The organism is Micromonospora sp. NPDC051141, assembly GCF_044455765.1.
Lineage (GTDB): Bacteria > Actinomycetota > Actinomycetes > Mycobacteriales > Micromonosporaceae > Micromonospora.
Genome location: NZ_JBITFD010000001.1, coordinates 397,637 through 422,803, shown reverse-complemented (window position 1 = coordinate 422,803; position 25,167 = coordinate 397,637). Strand labels below are relative to the sequence as shown.

Sequence of the window (25,167 nt, the reverse complement as noted above, 5' to 3'; positions counted from 1 at the left end):
TTGATCCGCGGTGGTCATGTCAGGAGATTCCAAACTCTTTGCTGATGAAGTCGAAGATCTCGTCGTCGCTGGCCGCGTCGAGGTCGGGCCGCTCCGGTTCCTCGGCCGGGCCGGCGAGGTCGGTGGCCTTGGCGAGCAGGTCACGCATCCGGGTGGCGAACCGGTCCCGGGTCGCCGGGTCGAGCGCCAGCGTGGTGAGCAGCGACTCGACCGCGTCGATGCCCTGGAACAGCGGCTGGGTGGAGGGCGCCGCATCGGCGGCGATCTCGCCGGCCAACTTCTCGGCGAGGGCGTGCGGCGTCGGGTAGTCGAAGACCAGCGTGGCGGGCAGCCGCAGCCCGGACAGCGTGTTGAGCCGGTTGCGCAGGTCGACCGCGGTCAGCGAGTCGAAGCCCAGGTCGGTGAAGAGGCGGCCGGGGTCGACGGCTTCCGGCCCGGCGTGGCCGAGCACGGCGGCCACGTTCGCCCGGACCACGTCGAGCAGCACCTTGCGCCGCTCCGGGTCGGCCAGGCCGGCGAGCCGCTGGGCGAGCGGCACGCCGCCGGTGCCGGCGCCGCCCGCGTCGACCGAACGGCGCAGCGGCACCCGGACCAGGCCGCGCAGCAGCGGGGCGAGCACGCCGGACTCGGCCTGGCCGCGCAACGCCGCCACGTCCAACCGCATCGGTACGACGGCAGCGGTGTCCAGCCGCCAGGCGGCGTCGAACAGGTGCAGCGCCTGCTCGGTGGCCAGCCCGGCGGCGCCCTGCTCGGTCATCCGCCGCACGTCGGCGTCGGCGAGGTGACCGGTCATGCCGCTGGCCTGCTCCCAGAGCCCCCAGGCGAGCGAGATGCCGGGCAGGCCCTGGGCCCGCCGGTGCGCGGCGAGCGCGTCGAGGAACGCGTTGGCCGCGCCGTAGTTGGCCTGTCCGGCGCTGCCGAGCGTGGCGGCGGCGGAGGAGAACAGCACGAACGCGCCGAGATCCCGGCCGGCGGCGAGCCGGTGCAGGTGCCACGCCGCGTCGATCTTGGGGATGCTGACCGCGTCGACCCGGTCCGGGGTGAGCGACTCCAGCACGCCGTCGTCGAGCACGCCGGCGGCGTGCACCACGGCGGTGAGCGGATGCGCGGCGGGGATGCCGTCGAGCAGCGCGGCGAGCGCGTCCGGGTCGGCGGCGTCGCAGGCGGCGACCGTGACCTCGGCGCCGGCCTCGGCCAGCTCGGTGACCAGGTCGTCGATGCCGTCGGCGGTCGCGCCGCGCCGCCCGGCGAGCAGCAGGTGCCGCATGCCGTGGGTGGTGGCGAGGTGGCGGGCCAGCAGCCGGCCCAGCACGCCGGTTCCGCCGGTGATCAGCACGGTGCCGTCCGGATCGACGCCGCCGGGCCGGGGCTCCAGCCCGGCCGGTACGCGGGCCAGGCGCGGCGCGCGGACCTGGCCGGCGTGCACGGCGAGCTGCGGTTCGCCGGTGCCGATCGCGGCGGCGAGCAGCGTGGCGCCGGCCGGGTCGGCGTCCAGGTCGACGAGCTGGATCCGGTCGGGGTGTTCGAGCTGGGCGGTGCGGACGAGTCCCCAGGCGGGCGCCGACCGCAGGTCGACCTCGGCCGGGTCGCCGGTGGCGACGGCGCCGCGGGTGACCAGCACCAGCCGGGTGTCGGCGAACCGGTCGTCGGCGAGCCATGCCTGGAGCGTGCCGAGCAGGCGGTGGGTGGTGGCGCGGGTCTGCGCGGCCAGTTCGGGGCCGGCGCCGTGGCCGGCGCCGCCGACCGGCACGACAAGCGTCCCGGGGGCGGGTTCCCCACCGGCGAGCAGTTCGGCGAAGGATTCCGGGGCGAGGTCGGGGCGGACGCGGGCGCCGGCGGCCTCGGCGGCGGTGTTGAGCGCGAGGTCGTCGCCGAGCACCACCCATCCGGTGGCGGCCGGCGACGCTCCGGCGGTCACCGGCAGCACCGGCCAGTCCACCTGGAACAGCGACTCGTGCCGGCCGGAGCGGGCCGCGCCGAGCGCGTCGCCGGTGACCCGGCGCATGATCAGCGACTCGGCGTGCAGGACCGGGGCGCCGGTGGCGTCGGCGACCTGGAACGTGACGCCGACGTCGCCGGCCGCGGCGACACGGACCCGCAGCGCGGTGGCGCCGGCGGCGAGCAGTGTGACTCCGGTCCAGGCGAACGGCAGCCGGGGCACGCTGGCGTCGGCGCCGTCGCCCATCCGGCCGAGGAACCCGCCGATGGACATGGCCTGGAGCGCGCCGTCGAGCAGCGCCGGGTGGAGCCCGAACCGGCCGGCCTCGGCGTGGTGGTCGGCGGGGAGCGCCACCTCGGCGAAGACCTCGTCGCCCCGGGTCCAGGCGGCGCGCAGGCCGCGGAAGACCGGGCCGTAGCCGAAGACGGTGGCTTCGAGGCCGGCGTAGAAGGAGTCGGAGGCGACCGGGGTGGCGCCGGGCGGCGGCCACACACCGAGGTCGAACGCGGGCGGTTCGGCGCCGCGCGGGGCGAGCAGGCCGGTGGCGTGGCAGGTCCAGGCCACGTCGGCGAGGATCTCGTCGGAGCCGTCCCGGTACGGGCGGGAGTGCAGCTGCACCGGGCGGCGGCCGGTCTCGTCGCGCTCGCCGACGGTGAGCTGGATCTGGAGCGACCCGAGTTCCGGCAGCACGAGCGGGGCGAGCAGGGTGAGTTCCTCGACCACCGGCGCGCCGGCCTGGTCGCCGGCGTGCGCGGCCAGTTCGACGAACGCGGTGCCGGGCAGCAGGATCGCATTCATCACCCGGTGCTCGCCGAGCCACGGGTGGGTGCGGACGGACAGTCGGCCGGTGAAGACCAGCCGCTCGCTGTCGGGGAACGTGACGGCGGCGCTGAGCAGCGGGTGGCCGGCGTCCTGGAGGCCGGCGGAGGCGACGTCCTGGGCCCGGTGGGCGGGCGGGTCGAGCCAGAACCGCTGCTGCTCGAACGCGTAGGTGGGCAGCGCGACCGTGTCCGTCTCGGCGAGCACGGCGGTCAGGTCGACCGGCAGGCCGATGCTGTGCGCGGTGGCCAGGTTGGTCAGCAGCCGGGTCGGGTCGTCCTCGCCCCGCCGCAACGTCGACAGCGTGTGCCCGGCGGTGCCGAGGTCGTCCAGGATCGCCGTCACCGGCATGGTCAGCACCGGATGCGGCGAGATCTCCACGAACGTCGTGTGACCGGCCTCGATCGCGGTCCGCACCGCGGTGTCGAAGCGCACGGTCTGCCGCAGGTTGTCGTACCAGTAGTCCGCCGTCATCGTCGCCGGGTCCACCCAGTCCCCGGTGAGTGTCGACACCAGACGCGTGTGACCCGCCTGCGGCGTCACACCGGCCAGGTCGGTGCGGAGCCGCTGGGCGACGTCCTGAACGGCGGCGGAGTGCGACGCGTAGTCGACCGGGATCAGCCGGGCCCGGACACCGTCGGCCTGACACGACTCGACCAGATCCGCGACGGCCCGCGGCGGACCGGAGACCACCACGGTCGCCGGACCGTTGACCGCCGCCACCCCGACACCATCGAAGCCGCCCAGCCGCGCGGTGACCTCGTCGGCGGACAGATCGACCGACGCCATCGTCCCGGTGCCCCGCAGCACCGACAGCGCCCGTGACCGCAACGCCACCGTCTTCGCCGCGTCGTCAAGCGACAGGATCCCCGCGACGCAGGCGGCACCGATCTCCCCCTGCGAGTGACCAATCACCGCCTGCGGCACGACCCCGACGTGCCGCCACACCGCGGCCAGGGCGACACCCACGGCCCACAGCACCGGCTGCACCACCTCGACCCGGTCCAACCACGACTCGTCATCACCGGTCAACACCGACACCAGATCGACATCGAGATACGGAGAGAGCGCCACCCCGCATTCGGCCAACGCCGCGTCGAACGGCGCACACCGACCGACCAGACCGGAAGCCATCCGCGCCGACTGCGCACCCTGACCCGGGAACACGAACACCGGACCGGCGGGGGCGGAGGCCGTGCCGGTGACCAGGTGCGGTGACGGCGACCCGTCGGCGAGCGCGTCCAGGCCGGACAGCAGCTCCTCGACCGACGAGCCGACCACGGCGGCCCGGTTGTCGAACGCCGACCGGGTGGCGACCAGCGACCAGGCCACCGCCGCGGTGTCCACGTCGCCCTGCGCGCGGACGTGCCCGGCCAGGCGGGCGGCCTGCCCGGCCAGCGCGGCGCGGGACCGTGCGGAGACCGCCCACACCGTCGCGGCGGTGTCCAGCAGGCCGGCGCCGGTGGCGACCGGGACGGCCGGTTCGTCGCCCTGTTCCACGATGACGTGCGCGTTGGTGCCGGAGATGCCGAACGACGACACCGCCGCCCGGCGGGGGCGGTCGCCCGCCGGCCAGGGCCGCGCCTCGGTGGCCAGTTCCACCGCGCCGGCGTCCCAGTCGATGTGCGGGGACGGCTCGTCCACGTGCAGCGTGCGGGGCACGGTGCCGTGCCGCATGGCCTGCACCATCTTGATCACACCGGCGACGCCGGCCGCGGCCTGGGCGTGGCCGATGTTCGACTTGATCGAGCCGAGCAGCAGCGGCCGGTCGGCGGGCCGGTCCTGCCCGTACGTGGCGAGCAGCGCCTGCGCCTCGATCGGGTCACCCAGCGTGGTGCCGGTGCCGTGCGCCTCCACCACGTCCACGTCGGCCGGGGACAGCCGCGCGGCGGCCAGCGCCGCCCGGATCACCCGCTGCTGCGACGGGCCGTTCGGGGCGGTCAGCCCGTTGGACGCGCCGTCGGAGTTGACCGCGCTGCCACGCACGATCGCGAGCACGTGCCGGCCCTGTCGGCGGGCGTCGGAGAGGCGCTGCACCAGCAGCAGGCCGACGCCCTCGGCCCAGCCGGTGCCGTCGGCGGACGCGGCGAACGACTTGCACCGGCCGTCGGCGGCCAGGCCGCGCTGCCGGGAGAACTCCACGAACGCGGTCGGGGTGGCCATTACGATCACGCCGCCGGCCAGCGCCATGTCGCACTCGCCGCGGCGCAGCGCCTGCCCGGCCCAGTGCAGCGCGACGAGCGACGACGAGCAGGCGGTGTCCAGCGAGACCGCCGGCCCCTCCAGCCCGTACGTGTAGGCGACCCGGCCGGAGATGACGCTGCTGGTCATGCCGGTGAGCGCGTACCCGGAGGTCTCCTCCGGGGCGAACGCGAGCAGCGAGCCGTAGTCCTGGCCGCTGGTGCCGACGAACACGCCGGTGCTGCTGCCGCGGACCCCGGTCGGGTCGATGCCGGCGGACTCGAACGTCTCCCAGGTGGTCTCCAGCAGCAGCCGCTGCTGCGGGTCCATGGCGAGCGCCTCGCGCGGGCTGATGCCGAAGAAGCCGGGGTCGAAGCGGTCGACGTCGGCGAGGAAGCCGCCGCCGCGGGCGTAGAACGTGCCGGCGGCGTCCGGGTCGGGGCTGTAGAGCGTGTCCAGATCCCAGCCCCGGTCGCCGGGCAGGTCGGTGATCGCGTCGACGCCGTCGGCGACGAGCCGCCACAGGTCGTCCGGGGTGGCCACGCCGCCGGGCAGCCGGCAGGCCATGCCGATGATGGCCAGCGGCTCGTCGTCGCCGACGGTGACCGGGGCGGTCGCCGGCCGGGCCGGGACCGGCACGCCGGCGATCTCGGTGTCCAGGTGGGCGGCGAGTTCCTGCGGGCTCGGGTAGTCGAAGACAAGCGTGGCGGGCAGCCGCAGGCCGAACGCGTTGCCGAGCCGGTTGCGCATCTCGACGGCGGTGAGCGAGTCGAAGCCGAGGTCGCTGAACGCGCGGCGCGGGTCGACGGCGGCCGGGTCGGGGTAGCCGAGCACGGCGGCGGCCTGCCCCCGGACGATCTCCAGCAGCGCGGCCCGCCGGTCGGCGTCGGCGAGCGCCGCGAGCTGCTGCACCAGCGACGCCCCGGTGGCCGGCGCGGCGGCGGCCCCCCGGCCGGCACGGATCAGCGCCCGGTACAGCGGCGGGACGACGCCGGCGAACTGGGCCCGCATGGCGGCCAGGTCGAGGCGGGCCGGCACCAGCGCGGCGGCCGGGACGCGGCAGGCGGCGTCGAAGAGCGCCAGCCCCTCCTCCGCTTCCATCGCGGACACGCCGGAGCGGGAGATGCGGTTGAGGTGGACGTCGTCCAGTTCGGTGGTCATGCCGCTGCGGTCGGCCCAGAGGCCCCACGCGAGGGTGAGCGCGGCGAGGCCGCGGGCGCGGCGGTGGTGGGCCAGCCCGTCGAGGAACGCGTTGGCGGCGGCGTAGTTGCCCTGGCCGGGGCCGCCGGCGGTGGCCGCGAGCGAGGAGTACGAGACGAACGCGGTGAGGTCGAGGTCGGCGGTCAGCTCGTGCAGGTGCCAGGCGGCGTCGACCTTGGGGCGCAGCACGCCGTCGACGCGGTCGGGGGTGAGCGAGGAGATGACGCCATCGTCGCGTACCCCGGCGGCGTGGACCACGGCGGTGAGCGGGTGGTCGGCGGGGAGGCCGGCGAGCAGCGTGGCGACCGCGTCGCGGTCGGCGACGTCGCAGGCGGCGACCGTGACGGTCGCGCCGAGCGTGGTCAGCTCGTCGCAGAGTTCCGGGATGCCGGCGGCGTCCCGGCCGCGGCGGCTGGTGAGCACCAGGTGCCGCACGCCGTGCCGGGTCACCAGGTGCCGGCTCATGAGCTGGCCGAGCGTGCCGGTGGCGCCGGTGATCAGCACGGTGCCGTCGGCGTCGAACGCCGGGTCGGCCGGCTCGGCGGGCGCGGGCACCCGGGCGAGCCGGGCGCCGGCCGCGACACCGGCACGGATGGCGAGCTGCGGTTCGTCGGTGTCCAGCGCCGCCACCAGCGCGGCGGCGGCGGTCGCCGGGTCGTCCACGTCGACCAGCACGAACCGGCCCGGGTTCTCCGACTGGGCGGAGCGCACCAGGCCGATGACGGCGGCGCCGGCCAGGTCGGTGAGGTCGGCGTCCGGCTCGGTGGCGACCGCGCCGCGGGTGAGCACGACCAGCCGGGTGGCCTCGTAACGGTCGTCGGCGAGGAACCGCTGGAGCACGTCGAGCGCCCGGTGGGTCACCTCGGCGACCCAGTGGGGCACGTCGCGCTCGCCGCGCGGGTCGAGGAACGAGGCGACAAGCACGCCGGGCGCGTCGGCACCGTCCGCGAGCGCGCCGGTCAGGGCCGCGAGATCGGGGTACGCGGTGACGGCCGTCCCGGTGGCGGCCACCGCGTCGGCGAGCGCCGCGTCGGTGTCGAGCACCGCCCACGTGGCCGGCGACGGGCCGGCGGGCAGCGGGAGCGGGGTCCAGTCGATCCGGTACAGCGACTCGGGTCCGCCGCCGCCGGCGGTGCGGAGCTGGTCGGCGGTGACCGGCCGCAGGACCAGTGAGCCGACCGAGGCGATGGGTGCGCCGTCGACGCCGGCGAGGAGCAGCGAGACGCTGTCCGGGCCGGTGTGCCGGACCCGGACCCGGGCGGCGGCGGCCCCGGCGGCGTGCAGCGCGATGTCGTTCCAGGAGAACGGCAGCCGGCCGTGGCCGGGGGGCAGGCCGGGGCCGGTCGAGGCACCGGCGGCGCTGGTGAGGCCGAGCGTGTGCAGCGCGGCGTCGAGCAGTGCCGGGTGCACGCCGTAGCCGCCGGCTTCGGCGGCCGGTGTCTCGGGCAGCGTCAGGTCGGCGAAGAGGTCGTCGCCGCGCCGCCAGGCGGCCCGCAGCGCGATGAACGACGGGCCGTAGTCGTAGCCCTGGGCGGCCAGGTGCGGATAGAGCTGGTCGGTGGGCACCTCGGTGGCGTCCGGCGGCGGCCAGGCGGCCAGATCGGACCAGCCGGGTACGCCGGGTTGCGCCGGCCGGTCGGCGAGGACGCCGCTGGCGTTGCGGGTCCAGGCGCGCGGGTCGCCGTCGGTGGTCTCCCGGTCGGTCGGCTCGTCGCCGGGCCGGTCGTGGTCGGGCGCGGAGTGCAGCGACACGGACCGGCAGCCGGTCTCGTCGGCCGGTCCGATCCAGAGCTGGATGTCGACGCCGCCGGTCTCGGGCAGGATCAGCGGCGCTTCGAGGGTCAGCTCGCGGACGTGGTCGGCGCCGACGTGCGCGCCGGCCTGGAGCGCCAGCTCGACGAAGCCGGTGCCGGGCAGCAGCACGGTGTCGAAGACGACGTGGTCGGCGATCCACGGGTGGGTACGCCGCGACAGCCGGCCGGTGAACAGGAAGCCCTCGGCGTGGGCGACGCCGACGGCGGCGCCGAGCAGCGGGTGCCGGGCGGGGCGCAGGCCGACCGCGGTGACGTCGCCGGTCCAGCCACCGCCGGCCTCCGGCCAGTAGCGCTGGCGCTGGAACGCGTAGGTGGGCAGGTCGACGCGGGTCGCGCCGGTGCCGGCGAACCACGGCGTCCAGTCGACGCGCACGCCGTGCACGTGCAGCTCCGCCAGCCCGGCCAGCAACGCGCCCGCCTCGTCCCGGCCCCGGCGCTGCACCGCGGTCGCGACCACCGTGTCATCGTCCGGCAGGATCTCCGCGGTCAGCGCGGTGAGCACGCTCTGCGGACCGACCTCCAGGAACGTGTCCGCCCCGGCCGCCCGCAGTGCGGTCACCCCGTCGGCGTACCGGACCGCCTCGCGCACGTGCCGCACCCAGTAGTCGGCAGTGGTGATCTCGTCCCCGGCCAACGCACCGGTCACGTTCGACACGACCGGCAGGGCCGGGGCGGCGAACGTCAGCCCGTCGAGCACAGCCCGGAACTCGGCCAGCATCGGCTCCATCAGCGGGCTGTGGAACGCGTGCGACACCGTCAACCGGCGCACCCGCACACCCCGGTCCCGCCAGGCGCGCTCCAGCTCGGTCAACGCGTCGACCGGCCCGGACACCACCGTCGACGACGGCCCGTTCACCGCCGCGATCCCCACGTCCGCGCGGTCCGCGACCGATGCGGCCACCTCGGACTCCGGCGCGGCGACCGCCAGCATCCCACCACCGGCCGGCAACGCCTGCATCAACCGACCCCGGGCCGCGACCAGCGCACACGCGTCGGCCAGCGACAGCACGCCGGCGACATACGCGGCGGTCACCTCACCGATCGAGTGCCCACCCACATAGTCCGGGGTGACCCCGAACGACTCGACGAGCCGGAACAGGGCCACCTCGACCGCGAACAGCCCGGCCTGCGTGAACTGCGTCTGGTCCAGCAGATCACCGTCACCGAACAGCACCGGCTTCAGCGGCTGCGGCAGCAGCGGATCAAGCTGCGTACACACCTCGTCCAACGCGGACGCGAACACACCGAACGCCTCGAACAACTCCCGACCCATGCCGGCACGCTGCGCGCCCTGCCCGGAGAACAGCACCGCCAGGCCCTGCCGGTCGGTGGCCGCGCCGGTCGCCGTGGTGGCCGTCGGCGTACCGGCCGCGAGCGCCCGCAGGCCGGCGAGCAGGTCGTCGCGGTCGGTGGCGGCCAGCACGGCCCGCCGGTCCAGCGCCGCGCGGGCGGTCGCCGACGAGAACGCCACGTCGAGCGCGGTCGACGCCGGGTCGGCGGCCAGCCGCGCGGCCCAGCGGCCGGCCTGGTCGGCGAGCGCGGCGTCGTCGCGGGCGGACACCAGCACCGGTACGACCGGGCGGCTACGTGTCGGCGCGTCGTCGGCCGGGGCGGGCTCGTCCGGCGGCGCCTGTTCGAGAATGGTGTGCGCGTTGGTGCCGGACACGCCGAACGAGGAGATCGCCGAGCGGCGGGGCCGGTCCACCGCCGGCCACGGGGTGGCCTCGGTGACCAGCTCGATCGCGCCGGCGTCCCAGTCGACCTGCGGCGTCGGCGCGTCCACGTGCAGCGTGGGCGGGACGAGCCCGTGCCGCATCGCCTGCACCATCTTGATCACCCCGGCGACACCGGCCGCCGCCTGCGTGTGCCCCAGGTTCGACTTGACGGAGCCGAGCAGCAGCGGCGCGGCGTCGCCCCGGTCCTGCCCGTACGTGGCCAACAGCGCCTGCGCCTCGATCGGGTCGCCGAGCCGGGTGCCGGTGCCGTGTGCCTCCACCACGTCCACGCCGCCGGCGGCGAGCCCGGCGTTGGCCAGGGCCTGCTGGATCACCCGCTGCTGCGACGGGCCGTTCGGGGCGCTCAGCCCGTTCGACGCGCCGTCGGAGTTGACCGCGCTGCCGCGCAGCACGGCGAGGATCGGGTGGCCGTTGCGGCGGGCGTCGGAGACGCGTTCCAGCAGCAGCACACCGACGCCCTCGGACCAGCCGGTGCCGTCGGCGGCGGCGGCGAACGCCTTGCACCGGCCGTCGGCGGCCAGCCCGCGCTGGCGCGAGAACTCCACGAACGCGCCCGGCGTACACATGGCGGTGACGCCGGCGACGACGGCGAGCGTGCACTCCCGCTGCCGCAGCGCCTGCCCGGCCAGGTGCATCGCCACCAGCGACGACGAGCAGGCGGTGTCGACGGTGACCGCGGGCCCTTCCAGGCCGAACGTGTAGGCGATCCGGCCGGACACGACGCTGCCGGCGTTGCCGGTCATCAGGTGCCCTTCCAGGCCCTGCGCGGCGGCGGTCATCAGCACGGTGCCGTAGTCCTGGCCGGTGCTGCCGGCGAACACGCCGGTGCGGCTGCCGCGCAGCGTGTGCGGGTCGATGCCGGCCCGCTCGAAGACCTCCCAGGTGGTCTCCAGCAGCCACCGCTGCTGGGGGTCCATGGCGAGCGCCTCGCGCGGCGAGATGGCGAAGAAGCCGGGGTCGAAGTCGGCCAGGTCGGTGACGAAGCCGCCGTGGCGCGCGTACGAGGTGCCGGCGTCCTCGGGGTCGCCGGCGTGCAGCGCGTCGAGGTCCCAACCCCGGTCGGTGGGGAACTCGGTCATCACGTCCCGGCCGGACGCCACCACGTCCCAGAGCTGCTCCGGGGTGCGGATGCCGCCGGGGAAACGGCAGCTCATGCCGACGATCGCGACCGGCTCCTGCTCGCCGGCCTCCGCCTCGCGCAGCCGCTGCCGCACCTGGTGCAGGTCGGCGGTGACCCGCTTGAGGTAGTCGAGAAGCTTCGCCTCGTCAGCCATGGTCCGCCCATTCCCTGTGTTGCCCCGAGCCGGCGGTGGTCACGTCAGGACACCCCCAGCTCGCGGTCGATGAAGTCGAAGACCTCGTCCGGGGTGGCGTCCTGGAGCTTGCCGGCGACGCCGTCGCCGTCCGCCGGGGCGTCCACCTCGTTGAGTGAGGCCAGCAGCGTCCGGAGCCGTTCGGTGATCCGCAGCCGCGCGCCCCGGTCGGGGGCGGCGCCGGACAGCGCCGCCTCCAGCCGCTCCAGTTCGCCGAAGACCGGCGCGGCGGCGGCCACTCCCCCGTCCACGACGGCGGCGCGGACGTAGTCGGCGAGCAGCGCGGCGGTCGGGTAGTCGAACACCACCGTGGCGGGCAGCCGGACGCCGGTGGCGGCGGTGAGCCGGTTGCGCAGCTCCACCGCGGTCAGCGAGTCGAAGCCGAGGTCCCGGAACGCCCGGTCGGGTTCGACGGCGGTGTCCGAGGCGTGCCCGAGCACCGCCGCCGCCTGGCTCCGGACGAGGTCGAGCAGCGTCTTGCGGCGTTCCGCCTCGCTCTGCCCGGCGAGCAGGGCGGCGAGCGACTCGGCGGAGGGGCCGGCGTCGTCGGCGCGCTCGGCGGTGGCGCGGAGCGCCTCCGGGATGCCGGTGAGCAGCGGGCTGGGCCGCACCGCGGTGAAGCCGGGCACGTACCGGGCCCAGTCGACGCCGGCGACCACGGTGACCGGTTCGCGGCGGGCCAGGCAGCCGGCGAGCGCGGCGAGCGCGAGCTCGCTGTCGAGCCGGGCGACGCCGCTGCGCCGCCGGCGTTCGGCCACGGCGGGGTCGGCGTCGGCCATGCCGCCGGTGGCCCAGGGGCCCCAGGCGACGGAGGTGGCCGGTAGGCCCCGCCGGTGCCGCTGCTCGGCCAACGCGTCCAGGTAGGCGTTCGCGGCGGCGTAGCTGCCCTGCCCGGCGGCACCGAGCTGGCCGGGCAGCGCGGAGAAGAGCACGAAGGCGCGCAGGTCCTTCTCGGCGGTCAGCTCGTGCAGGTGCAGCGCGCCGAGCACCTTGGGTCGCAGCACGTCGGCGATCCGGTCGGCGGTGAGGCCGTCGAGGACCCCGTCGTCGAGAACGCCGGCGGTGTGCACGACGCCGGTCAGCGGCGCGTCGGCGGGCACCTCGTCGAGGAGTTTGGCGAGCGCGGCCCGGTCGGCCACGTCACAGGCGGCGACGGTGACCCGGGCGCCCCGGTCGGTGAGGTCCCGGACCAGGTCGGCGACGCCGGGCGCGTCGGCGCCGCGTCGGCTGACCAGCATCAGGTGCGTCGCGCCCCGGTCGGCGAGCCAGCGGGCCACCTGCCCGCCGAGCGCGCCGGTGCCGCCGGTGACAAGCGTGGTGCCGGCGTGGTCGGGTGCGGCGTCGACGCCGCCGCCGGGCGCCCGGACGAGCCGGCGGACCAGCAGCGTGACGCCGTCGACGGCGAGCTGGTCCTCCCCGTCGGGGCCGGTGAGCGCGGCGCAGAGCAGGTCCCAGCCGTGGTCGTCGAGCGTGGCCGGCACGTCGACCAGGCCGCCCCAGCGTTCCGGGTGTTCCAGCGCGACGACCCGGCCGAGACCCCAGAGCAGGGCCTGTTCGGGCCGGCCGGCGCCGCCGTCGCGGGTGGTGCCGGCGGCGCCCCGGGTGACGCACCACAGCGGCGCGGCCACGTCGAGGTCCCCGAGCGCCTGGATCAGCGCCAGCGAGCGCGCCAGGAACGGCGGCACCGGCTCGGTGGCGTCGACCGGGCCGTCGGCGAGCGCGAGCAGGGAGAGCACCCGGTCGGCCGGGTCGGGGCCGGCGGCGGTGAGCCGGGCGGCGACGGCGGCGCGGTCGGTGTCGTCGGCGGGCAGCAGCACCAGCCGGGCGTCCGCGCCGCGCCGGGTCAGTTCGGCCACCGCCGTCTCCGCCTCGGTGGTGCCGGCCTCGTCGGCGACGACCCACCAGACGCCGGTGAGGTAGCCGACCGGAACTCCGCCGTACGGCTGCCAGACGGCGCGGTAGCGCAGGTCGTCGAGTGTGGACCGGTCGCGTTGCCGGCGGCGCCAGTCGGCGAGCAGCGGCAGGGCCGCGCCGAGCCGGTCGAGGGATTCGGCGGCGTCGGCGGCGGTGAGGTCGGCGAGCGCCGCGAGGTCCTCGTTGTCGACGGCGGCCCAGAAGGCGGCGTCGACGCCGGTCGGGCTCTCCCCGGTGGCGGGCGCGTCGAGGCTGGCCCGGGGCCAGTAGCGGGCCCGGTCGAACGCGTAGGTGGGCAGCGCGACGGTGCCGGTGCCGGCGAGGACCGTGGTCAGGTCGACGGGCAGGCCGATGCTGTGCGCGGTGGCCAGGTTGGTCAGCAGGCGGGTCGGGTCGTCCTCGCCCCGCCGCAGCGTGGACAGCGTGTGCCCGGTGGTGCCGAGGTCGTCCAGGATCGCGGTGACCGGCATGGTCAGCACCGGATGCGGACTGATCTCCACGAACGTCGTGTGACCGGCCTCGATCGCCGTGCGCACCGCGGTGTCGAAGCGCACGGTCTGCCGCAGGTTGTCGTACCAGTAGTCCGCCGTCATCGTCGCCGGATCCACCCAGTCCCCGGTGAGTGTCGACACCAGACGCGTGTGACCCGCCTGCGGCGTCACGCCGGCCAGGTCGGTACGGAGCCGCTGGGCGACGTCCTGAACGGCGGCGGAGTGCGACGCGTAGTCGACCGGGATCAGCCGGGCCCGGACACCGTCGGCCTGACACGACTCGACCAGATCCGCGACCGCCCGCGGCGGACCGGACACCACCACGGTCGCCGGACCGTTGACCGCCGCGATCCCCACGCCGGGGAACGGACCGCCGTCCGGCGCGACGCCGTCGCCCGGGGCCGCACCCGCCAGCCGTGCGGTGACGTCGTCGGCGGACAGGTCCACCGACGCCATCGTCCCGGTACCGCGCAGCACCGACAACGCCCGCGACCGCAACGCCACCGTCTTCGCCGCGTCGTCAAGCGACAGGATCCCGGCCACGCAGGCGGCACCGATCTCCCCCTGAGAGTGGCCGACCACGGCCTGCGGCACGACCCCCACGTGCCGCCACACCGCGGCCAGGGCGACACCCACGGCCCACAACACCGGCTGCACCACCTCGACCCGGTCCAACCACGACTCGTCATCACCGGTCAACACCGACACCAGATCGACATCGAGATACGGAGAAAGCGCCACCCGGCACTCGGCCAACGCCGCGTCGAACGGCGCACACCGACCGACCAGGCCGGCAGCCATCCGCGCCGACTGCGCACCCTGACCCGGGAACACGAACACCGGACCAGCTCCGTGCCCGGCGACCGCGCCGGCCACCAGGTTGCCGGCGGGCGCGCCGGACGCGAGCGCGTCCAGGCCGGACAGCAACTCCTCGGCCGAGGAGCCGAGCACCACGGCCCGGTGGTCGAACGCCGACCGGGTGGTGGCCAGCGACCAGGCCACCACGGCGGGGTCGGCCGGGTCGGCGCGCAGGTGCCGGGACAGCCGCTGGGCCTGCCGGGCGAGCCCGTCGCGGGTCCGCGCCGACACCGGCCAGGCGGTGACGGCGGCGTCGAGCAGGCCGGGCCGGGCGGCGTCCGCCTCGGGGGACGCCTCGTCGGGCAGTTCGAGGATGACGTGCGCGTTGGTGCCGGAGATGCCGAACGACGACACCGCCGCCCGGCGGCCGGACCCGTTGCCCGGCCACTGCCGGTTCTCGGTGACCAGCTCCACCGCGCCGGCCGACCAGTCGATGTGCGGCGAGGGCGCGTCCACGTGCAACGTCATCGGGACCACCCCGGCCCGCATGGCCAGGATCATCTTGATCACGCCGGCGACGCCGGCCGCGGCCTGGGTGTGGCCGATGTTCGACTTCACGGAGCCGAGCAGCAGCGGTTCGACGTCGGCGCGGCCCTGCCCGTACGTGGCGATGAGCGCCTGCGCCTCGATCGGGTCACCCAGCGTGGTGCCGGTGCCGTGCGCCTCCACCACGTCCACGTCGGCCGGGGACAGCCGCGCGGCGGCCAGCGCCGCCCGGATCACCCGCTGCTGCGACGGGCCGTTCGGGGCGGTCAGCCCGTTGGACGCGCCGTCCTGGTTGACCGCGCTGCCCCGCAGCACGGCGAGCACCGGATGCCCGTTGCGGCGGGCGTCGGAGAGCCGTTCGACCAGGAGCATCCCCACGCCCTCCCCCCATCCGGTGCCGTCGGCGGCGGCGGCGAACGCCTTGCACCGCCCGTCGGCGGCGAGGCCGCGCTGGCGGGAGAACTCGACGAACAGCCCCGGGGTCGACATGACGGTCACGCCACCGGCGAGCGCCAGGTCGCACTCGCCGCGTTGCAGCGCGGCCGCCGCCAGGTGCAGCGCGACCAGCGACGACGAACACGCCGTGTCCACCGAGACCGCAGGTCCTTCCAACCCCAACACGTACGCCACCCGCCCCGAGACCACGCTCGCCGCGTTCCCGGTGCTCGCGAACCCTTCGACCTCGTCCGCGGACACCATCAACAGGGCCCCATAGTCCTGTCCGTTCGTGCCGACGAACACCCCTGTTCGTGAACCCCGCAAACCACCCGGGTCAACCCCTGCCCGCTCGATGGCCTCCCACGACGTCTCCAACAGCAGGCGCTGCTGCGGGTCCATGGCCACGGCCTCACGCGGTGAGATGCCGAAGAACCCGGCGTCGAAGTCGGCCACGTCGTAGAGGAACGCGCCGGTGCGGACGTAGGAGGTGCCGGCGGAGTAGGGGTCGGGGTCGTAGAGCCGGTCGACGTCCCAGCCCCGGTCGCCGGGCAGGTCCGACACCGCGTCCCGGCCGGCGTGCAGCAACTGCCAGAACCGCTCCGGGTCGGTCACCCCACCCGGGAAGCGGCAGGACATGGCGACCACCGCGATCGGCTCGTCGTCGGCCAGCGGCCCGGGGCCGGCGACCGTCTCGGCCTCGGCGCCGCCGCCCAGTTCCTCGTCGAGGTGACGGGCCAGCACGGTGGCGGTCGGGTAGTCGAAGACCAGCGTGACCGGCAGCCGCAGCCCGGTGGCGGTGCCGAGCCGGTTGCGCAGCTCGACCGCGGTGACCGAGTCGAAGCCGAGGTCCCGGAACGCGTGGTGCGGGTCGACGGCCTGGCCGCCGTCGTACTTCAGGACGGTGGCCGCCTGGTCGCGGACCAGGTCGAGCAGCGCCTGCCGGCGCTGCGCGGACGCCATCCGGGCGAACGCGCCGACCGGCTCGACCTCGGTGGTCTCCTCCGGTTCCCGTTCGGCGGCGAGCCGCCGCACCTCGGGGATCTCGGCGATCAGCGGGGCCGGGCGGGTGGCGGTGAGCGCGACCCGGAACCGGTCCCAGGCGATGTTGGAGATGGTCAGGAACGTCTCGTCGTGGGCGAGCGCCTGGTGCAGCGCGGCGATCGCGAGCCGGGGCGACATCTCGGGCGCGCCGTGCCGGTGCAGCATCCGGCCGAACTCGCCGTCGGCCATGCCGCCGCCGCCCCAGGCGCCCCAGGCGATCGAGGTGGCCGGCAGGCCGAGGTCGCGGCGGTGTTCGGCGAGCGCGTTGAGGTAGGCGTTGCCGGGGGCGTAGTTGCCGACGCCGGAGCTGCCCACGGTGCCGGCCATCGCGGAGAACAGCACGAACGCGTCGAGGTCGAGGTCGCGGGTCAGCTCGTGCAGGTTGACCGCGGCGGTGACCTTGGCGGCGAGCGCGTGGTCGAGTTGGTCGAGGGTGAGCGCGCCGATCACCGCGTCGTCGAGCACGGCGGCGGTGTGCACGACGACGCGGAGGGGATGTTCGGCGGGCACGTCGGCCAGTACGGCGGCGAGCGCGTCCCGGTCGGCGGCGTCGCAGGCCGCCACCGTGACCCGGGCGCCCGACGCGGTCAGCTCGGCCTCCAGCTCGGCGACGCCGTCGCCGGACCGGCCGCGCCGGCTCAGCAGCACCAGGTGGTCGACGCCGTTGGCGGCGAGCCAGCGGGCCACGTGGCCGCCGAGCGCGCCGGTGCCGCCGGTGACCAGCGCGGTGCCGGTGGGTCGCCAGTCGCGCGGGGCGGGGGTGTCGCCGAGCGGGGCGCGCCGCAGCCGCCGCCCGTACGCGCCGGTGGGGCGCAGCGCGACCTGGTCCTCCCCGTCGGCGCCGGCGAGGACGCGGGCGAGCCGGACGGCGGCGCGGTCGTCCGGGGTGTCGGGCAGGTCGATCAGGCCGCCCCAGCGGTCCGGGTGTTCCAGCGCGGCGATCCGGCCGAAGCCCCAGGCGAGCTGCTGCGTCGGGTGGGTCAGCGGGTCGCCGGGGCCGGTGGCGACCGCGCCCCGGGTGAGCGTCCACAGCGGCGCGCGGACGCCGGCGTCGCCGAGCGCATGGGTGAGCGTGACGGTGCCGGCGAACCCGGCCGGCACGTGCGGGTGGCCGGGCAGCGGCGTCTCGTCGAGCGGCAGGAGCGACACCACGCCGGCGGGCGGCGTGTCCCGGTGCAGCTCGCGCAGCCGGTCGGTGAGCGCGTCCCGGTCGGGCGCGCCGGTCAGCGTGAGCTCGGCGACGGTGGCGCCGTGCCGACGCAACGCGTCCGCCACGAAGCCGACCGCGGTGTCGGCGGGGGCGTCCGCGTCGGCCCCGGCGGCGGTGACCAGCCACCAGGCACCGGTGAGGGTCGGCGCGGCGGAGCCGTCGGGGGCGACCGGAAGCCAACCGTCGCGGTAGCGCCACGAGTCGATGGTGGCCTGGTCGCGGTGGCGGCGACGCCAGGCGGCGAGCGCGGGCAGCAGCGCGGTGAGGGCGTCCTCGGACACCTCGGCGACGTCGGCCAGCTCGGCGCCGACCGCGGCCGGGTCCTCGGCCTCGACGGCCGCCCAGAACCGGGCGTCGACCTCGTCCACCTCGACCGTGCCGGCCGTGGTGCCGGTGGTCGCGGCGGCGGCCGGGCGCGGCCAGTAGAGCTGCCGCTGGAACGGGTACGTGGGCAGGTCGAGCCGGCGGGTGGGGCGGCTGGCGAACGCGGGCCGCCAGTCGACGGCGGCGCCACCGGCGTACACCTCGGCGACCGCGCGGTGGAAACGGGCCAGGCCGCCCTCGTCGCGGCGCAGCGTGCCGGTCACGGTGACCGCGGCCGGGTCGGCGGCGGCCGACTCGACGCTCTCCTGCATCGCCATGGTGAGCACCGGGTGCGCGCTGACCTCCACGAACGTCTGGTGGCCGGTGGCGGCGAGGTCGCGGACGGCGGCGTCGAAGCCGACCGTCTGCCGCAGGTTGCGGTACCAGTAGTCGGCGTCCAGGCCGGCGGTGTCGGTCCACTCGCCGGTCACGGTGGACCGGAACCGGATCTCCCCGGTACGCGGGCGCAGGCCGGCGAGCAGTTCCCGCAGCCGCTCGCGCAGCGGTTCGACGTGCGCGGAGTGCGACGCGTAGTCCACCGGCACCCGGCGCACCCGCACGTCCCGCCCCTGGTAGTGGGCGACCAGCTCGTCGAGCGCGGCGGAGTCGCCGGAGACCACCACGGCGGTCGGGCCGTTGATCGCGGCGAGCGAGACCCGGCCGTCCCAGCGCGCGATGGCCTCGGTGACCTCGTCGGCGGTGGTGGCGACCGAGACCATGCCGCCGTCGCCGGCGATGCCGGCGATGATCCGGCTGCGCAGCGCCACCACGGCGGCGGCGGCGTCCAGGCTGAGTCCACCGGCGACGTACGCGGCGGCGATCTCGCCCTGGGAGTGGCCGACCACGGCCGACGGGTGGACGCCGTAGGAGCGCCACAACGCGGCGAGGGACACGCCGACCGCGAACAGCGTCGGCTGCACCACGTCCACCCGCTCCAGCGACGGCGTGCCGGGCACGCCGCGCACCACGTCGGTCAGCGACCAGTCGACGTGCGGGCGCAGCGCCGCCGCGCAGGCGGCGAACGTCTCGGCGAACACCGGGGCGGTGTCGAGCAGCTCGGCGGCCATGCCGGTCCACTGCGAACCCTGGCCGGGGAAGACGAAGACCACGTCGCCCGGCGTACCGGGGGCGCGGGTGACGGTGTCCGGCGCGGGACGGCCGTCGGCGAGCGCGCCCAGCGCGGCGGTCAGGTCGTCGCGGCCGGCGGCGAGCACCACCGCGCGGTGCTCGTGGGCGCTGCGGGTGGTGGCCAGCGACCAGGCCAGGTCGGGCAGCGCGGCGTTCGGTACGGCGTCGAGGTGCGCCCGCAGGTCGCGGGCGCGGGCGGCGAGCGCGGCGGCGGTCCGCCCGGACAGCGCCCAGGGCAGCTCCCCGGCCGGCCCGGCGTCGTCGTCCGGCGCGGTCTCCTCCGGCGGCGCCTGCTCCAGGATGGTGTGCACGTTGGTGCCGCTGATGCCGAACGAGGAGACGCCGGCGCGGCGGGGCCGGTCGCCGGCCGGCCAGGGGCGGGCCTCGGTGAGCAGCGCGACCGTGCCGGCGGACCAGTCGACGTGCGGGGTGGGCTCGTCCACGTGCAGGGTGGGCGGCAGCACGCCGTGGCGCAGCGCCAGCACCATCTTGATCACGCCGGCCACACCGGCGGCGGCCTGGGTGTGGCCCAGGTTCGACTTGACCGAGCCGAGCCAGAGCGGCCGGTCGGCGTCGCGGGCCTGCCCGTACGTGGCGATCAGCGCCTGCGCCTCGATCGGGTCGCCGAGCGTGGTGCCGGTGCCGTGCGCCTCGACGGCGTCGACCTGGTCGGGGGCGAGCCCGGCGTTCGCCAGGGCCTGTCGGATGACCCGCTGCTGGGCCGGCCCGTTGGGGGCGGTGAGCCCGTTGGACGCGCCGTCGGAGTTGACCGCGCTGCCCCGCACCACGGCCAGGACCGGGTTGCCGTCGCGGCGGGCGTCGGAGAGCCGCTGGAGCACCAGCAGGCCGACGCCCTCACCCCAGCCGGTGCCGTCGGCGGCGCCGGCGAACGGCTTGCAGCGGCCGTCGGCGGCCAGGCCGCGCTGCCGGGAGAAACCGACGAAGATGCCGGGCGTGGCCATCACCGTGGCGCCGCCGGCGAGCGCGAGGTCGCACTCCCCCGCCTGCAACGCCTGCGCGGCGAGGTGCAGCGCGACGAGCGACGCCGAGCAGGCGGTGTCGACCGTGACGGCCGGGCCGTGCAACCCGAAGGTGTACGCGAGCCGGCCGGAGATGACGCTGGCGGAGACGCCGGTGGCGAGGTAGTTCTCGTCGCCGTCCCCGGAGGCCAGCAGCAGCGAGCCGTAGTCCTGCCCGTTGGTGCCGACGTAGACGCCGGTGCGGCTGCCCCGCAGCGCGGCCGGGTCGAGCCGGGCCCGTTCGAACGCCTCCCAGCTCGCCTCCAGCAGCAGCCGCTGCTGCGGGTCCATGGCCAGCGCCTCACGGGGGCTGATGCCGAAGAACGCCGGGTCGAACTCGCCGGCGGAGTCGACGAAGCCGCCCTCCCGCACGTAGCTGGTGCCGAGGTGCTCGGGGTCGGGGTGGTACAGCTCGGCGACGTTCCAGCCGCGTTCCTCGGGCATCGGCGACAGCGCGTCGGTGCCGCCGGCGAGCAGGTCCCAGAGCTGCTCGGGGCTGGCCACGCCGCCCGGGAAACGGCAGCTCATCGCCACGATGGCGACGGGTTCGCGGTGCCTGTCGACGTCGGCGGCGACGACCGCGCCGCCGGTGTGGTCGTCGGCCTGGCCGTGCAGGTGCGCGGCGAGTTCGGCGACCGTGGGGTGGTCGAAGACCAGCGTGGCGGGCAGCGTCATGCCGGTCTCGGCGGCGAGCCGGTTGCGCAGCTCGACCGCGGTGAGCGAGTCGAAGCCCAGGTCGCGGAACGTGCGGTCGGGCAGCGGCCGGCCGGCCGGGTGGCCGAGCACCAGCGCGGCCTGGGTGCGGACCAGCTCGGTGAGCTGCGGCAGGGACCGGCCGACCACCACCGCCGGGGCGACCACGGCGGGTCCGGTGGGCACGCCGGGCAGGCCGGCGAGCAGCGGCGCGGGCCGGCCGCGTACGGCGGCGAGACGTCCCCAGTCGACGTCGGCGACGGTGACGGCCGGCGCGGCGGCGCCGACGATCCGGCCCAGCGCGGCGGCGGCCGGGTCGGCCGGCAGCGGGTTGACGCCCCCGCGGGTCAGCCGGGCGGTCAGCTCGGCGCTGGCGGCGGCCATGCCGTCGGCGGACCAGGCGCCCCAGGCGATCGCGGTGGCCGGCAGCCCCCGGTCGCGGCGCCAGGCGGCGAACGCGTCCAAGTAGGCGTTGGCCGCCGCGTAGTTGCCCTGCCCGGCGCTGCCGATCACGCCGGCCAGCGAGGAGAACAACACGAACGCGTCGAGCCGGCGGTCGGCGGTGGCGTCGTGCAGCACCCGGGCGGCGCGGACCTTGCCGTCCAGCACGGCCGCCAGGCGAGGCAGGTCGAGGCCGTCGAGGATGCCGTCGTCGACGACGCCGGCGGTGTGCACCACGGCGGTCAGCGCGGGCAGGTCGGCGACCAGCGCGGTGACGGCGGCGCTGTCGGTGACGTCGCAGCGCATCACCCGGGCGCCGGGCAGCTCGGCGGCCAGGTCGGCGGCGCCGGGCGCGTCGGGGCCGCGCCGGGACGCGAGCACCACCTCGGCCGCGCCGGCGGCGAGCAGCCACCGGGTGACCTGCCGGCCGAGCGCGCCGGTGCCGCCGGTGACCAGCACCGTGCCGGTCGGCCGCCAGCCGGGGCCGGCGGGGACGGCGGCGGGAACGAGCCGACGGCCGAACGTGCCGTGCGGCCGGACGGCCACCTCGTCGTGGCCGCCGTCGGCGAGCACCGCGCGCAGCGCGTCGGCGTCGACCCGCTCGGGCGTGGCGTCGGCGGGCAGGTCGACGAGGCCGCCCCAGCGGTCGGGTTGTTCCAGCGCGACCGTCCGGCCGAGGCCCCAGGCCGCCGCCGCGTACGGGTCGGCGAGCGGTTCGCCGCCGCCCACCGAGACCGCGCCCCGGGTCAGGCACCAGAGCCGGCCGGCCCGGCCGGTGTCGGCCAGCGCCTGCACCAGCGTGAGCAGCAGCGCGGTCCCGGCCGGCACGGCGGGCGCGTCGGGTCGCGGCGCGTCCGGGGCGGGCAGCACGCAGAGCACGCCCCGCCAGCCCGCCTCGTCGTGGCCGCGCAGCAGGTCGGCGAGGTCACCACGGTCGGTGTCGGCGGGCACGGCGAGCACGTCGACGTCGGCGCCGGCCACCGCGAGCGGGGCCGCCCAGGGCGCCGGATCGTCGACGGCGACGACCAGCCAGCGGCCGGTCAGCGTCGGGGCGGGCGCGGGACGCACCGACTCCCACTCGACCCGGTACGACCAGCCGTCGAGCACCGCGTCGCGTTGCCGGGCCCGCCGCCACGACGACAGCACCGGCACGGCCGGGCCGAGCGCGGCCACCGCCTCCGGGTCGTCCTGCACGGCCAGTTCGGACGCCACGGCCGGCAGGTCGCCGCGTTCCACGGCGGCCCAGAAGCCGCCGTCCGCGTCGACACCGCCGTCCAGGCCGACCGCCGGGCGGGCCACGCCGTCGCCGCCGGCCCAGTAGCGCTCGCGCTGGAACGCGTACGTGGGCAGGTCGACCCGGTTCGCGCCGGTGCCGGCGAACCAGTCGGTCCAGGTGACCGGGTGGCCGTGCACGTGCAGCTCGGCCAGCGCCGCCAGCAGCGCCTCGACCTCGGGGCGGTCGCCGCGTTGCGCGGCGACGGCACGGACCGGCTCGCCGGGCAGGATGTCGGCGGTCAGCGGGGTGAGCACGGCGCGGGGGCCGAGTTCCAGGAACGTGTCGGCGCCGGCGGCGCGCAGCGCGTGCACGCCGTCGGCGTGGCGGACCGCCTCCCGGACGTGCCGCACCCAGTAGTCGGCGGTGCGGATCTCGTCCGGGTCGGCCAGCTCGCCGGTCACGTTGGACACCACCGGCAGCGTCGGCGCGGCGAACGTCAGCCGCTCCAGCACCGCCCGGAAGCGCGCCAGCACCGGCTCCATCAGCGGGCTGTGGAACGCGTGGCTGACGGTCAGCCGGCGGGTGCGGACGCCCCGGCCCCGCCAGAGCCGCTCCAGCCGGTCCACGGCGTCCGCCGTGCCGGAGAGCACCACGGCGGCCGGGCCGTTGACGGCGGCGACGTCGACCGGCTCGTCCGGGTCGGTCAGCGTGGCGCGGACGTCGGCCTCGGGCGCGGCCACGGCGAGCATCGCGCCGCCGGCCGGCAGCGCCTGCATGAGCCGGCCCCGCGCGGCGACCAGCGCGGCGGCGTGCTCCAGCGTCAGCACGCCGGCCACGTGCGCGGCGGTGACCTCGCCGATCGAGTGGCCGCCGACCAGGTCGGGGGTCAGGCCGAACGACTCGACGAGGCGGAACAGCGCCACCTCGACCGCGAACAGGCCGGCCTGGGTGAACTGGGTCTGGTCCAGCAGGTCACCGTCGTCGAACAGCACCTCCTTCAGCGGCCGGGGCAGCGCCCGGTCCAGAAAGGCGCACACCTCGTCGAGCGCGGCGGCGAAGACCGGGAACTGCGCGTACAGCTCGCGACCCATGCCGGCGCGTTGCGCGCCCTGCCCGGAGAAGAGCACCGCGAGCTGGCCTCGGGGCGTGCCGGCGCCGGTGTGCACGGTGCCGGCCGGCTCGCCGGCGGCGAGCGCGCGCAACGCGGCGAGCAGGTCGTCCGGGCCGGCGGCGGCGACCACGGCCCGGTGGTCGAGCACGGACCGGGACACCACCGAGGCGTACGCGACGTCGAGCGGGCGCGTCTCCGGCGCGGCGGTGAGCCAGGCGGCCCAGCGACCGGCCTGGGCGGCGAGCGCGTCGGCGGAGCGGGCGGAGAGCAGCACCGGCACCACCGGCCGGGCGGTCGGGGCCGGGGCCGGCTCGTCCTCGGCCGGTTCCGGCTCGGGCGCCTGCTCGATGATGGTGTGCGCGTTGGTGCCGGACACGCCGAACGAGGACACCGCAGCGCGGCGCGGCCGGTCGGTGGCCGGCCACGGCGTCGCCTCGGTGGCGAGCGTGACCGCGCCGGCGGCCCAGTCGATGTGCGGCGAGGGCGCATCGACGTGCAGTGTGGGCGGGACGACGCCGTGCCGGACCGCCAGCACCATCTTGATCACACCGGCCACCCCGGCGGCGGCCTGGGTGTGGCCCAGGTTCGACTTCACGGAGCCGAGCAGCAGCGGCGTGTCCCGGTCCTGCCCGTACGTGGCGAGTAGCGCCTGCGCCTCGATCGGGTCACCGAGCGTGGTGCCGGTGCCGTGCGCCTCCACCACGTCGATCTGCTCGGGGGTGAGCCGGGCGTTGGCCAGCGCCTGCCGGATCACGCGCACCTGGGACGGGCCGTGCGGGGCGCTGAGCCCGTTGGACGCGCCGTCCTGGTTGACCGCGCTGCCCCGGATCACCGCGAGCACCGGGTAGCCGTGCTTCTGCGCGTCGGAGAGCCGGGCCAGCAGCAGCATGCCGACGCCCTCGGACCAGCCGGTGCCGTCGGCGGCGGCGGCGAACGGCTTGCACCGGCCGTCGGCGGCCAGGCCGCGCTGGCGGCTGAAGCCGACGAACACCGCCGGGGTGGGCATCACGGTGACGCCGCCGGCCAGCGCCAGTTCGCAGTCGCCGTTGCGCAGGCCCTGCACGGCCAGGTGGATCGCCACCGACGACGAGGAGCAGGCGGTGTCGATGGTGACCGCCGGCCCTTCCAGGCCGAGCGTGTACGCGATCCGGCCGGAGACGATGCTCGTCGAGTTGCCGGTGAGCGAGTGGCCCTCGGCGTCCTGCCCGGCCTGGGCGAGGATCGCGTCGTAGCCGTGCGCGGCGGCGCCGACGAACACACCGGTGCGGCTGCCCCGCACCGCCGGCAGCGGCAGCCCGGCGCGTTCGAACGCCTCCCAGCTCGCCTCCAGCAGCAGCCGCTGCTGCGGGTCCATGGCGACCGCCTCGCGGGGGCTGATGCCGAACAGGTCGGCGTCAAAGTCCCCGGCGTCGTAGACGAAGCCGCCCTCCCGCACGTAGCTGGTCCCCGGGTGGTCAGGGTCGCTGTGGAACAGCCGGTCGAGGTCCCAGCCCCGGTCGGCGGGGAACGGGCCGATCCCGTCGCGGCCGTCGCGCACCAGCTCCCAGAGCTGCTCGGGCGAGCCGACGCCGCCCGGGTAGCGGCAGGTCATCGCCACCACCGCGACCGGCTCGGTGTCGCGGGCCTCCAACGCCCGCAGCCGCCGCCGGGTGCGCCGCAGCTCCGAGGTCGTACGCTTCAGGTACTCGACGTACTTCTCGTCCTCGCTGTTCACCGTGGTCCTACCCTCACTCGGCGTACCGATGTCGTCGCGGCC

Annotated in this window: 2 protein-coding genes; both read right to left on the bottom strand. The window is 76.4% G+C overall.

Going from position 1 to position 25,167, the window contains the following annotated elements:
- Positions 1 to 19 precede the first annotated feature (19 nt).
- Positions 20 to 10,963, bottom strand: coding sequence for an SDR family NAD(P)-dependent oxidoreductase (locus ACIA6B_RS01435; RefSeq protein ID WP_396769814.1), 10,944 nt, complete (start codon positions 10,961 to 10,963; stop codon positions 20 to 22).
- 44 nt (positions 10,964 to 11,007) lie between these two features.
- Entirely contained in the window at positions 11,008 to 25,155 is a 14,148-nt protein-coding gene (locus tag ACIA6B_RS01430) for a type I polyketide synthase (protein WP_396770205.1), read from the bottom strand.
- Between the last annotated feature and the right edge of the window lie 12 nt (positions 25,156 to 25,167).

What these genes read in the sequence shown, in the direction of transcription:
- ACIA6B_RS01435 (WP_396769814.1), bottom strand. Translation starts at nt 10,963, where the DNA reads ATGGCTGACGAGGCGAAGCTTCTCGACTACCTCAAGCGGGTCACCGCC.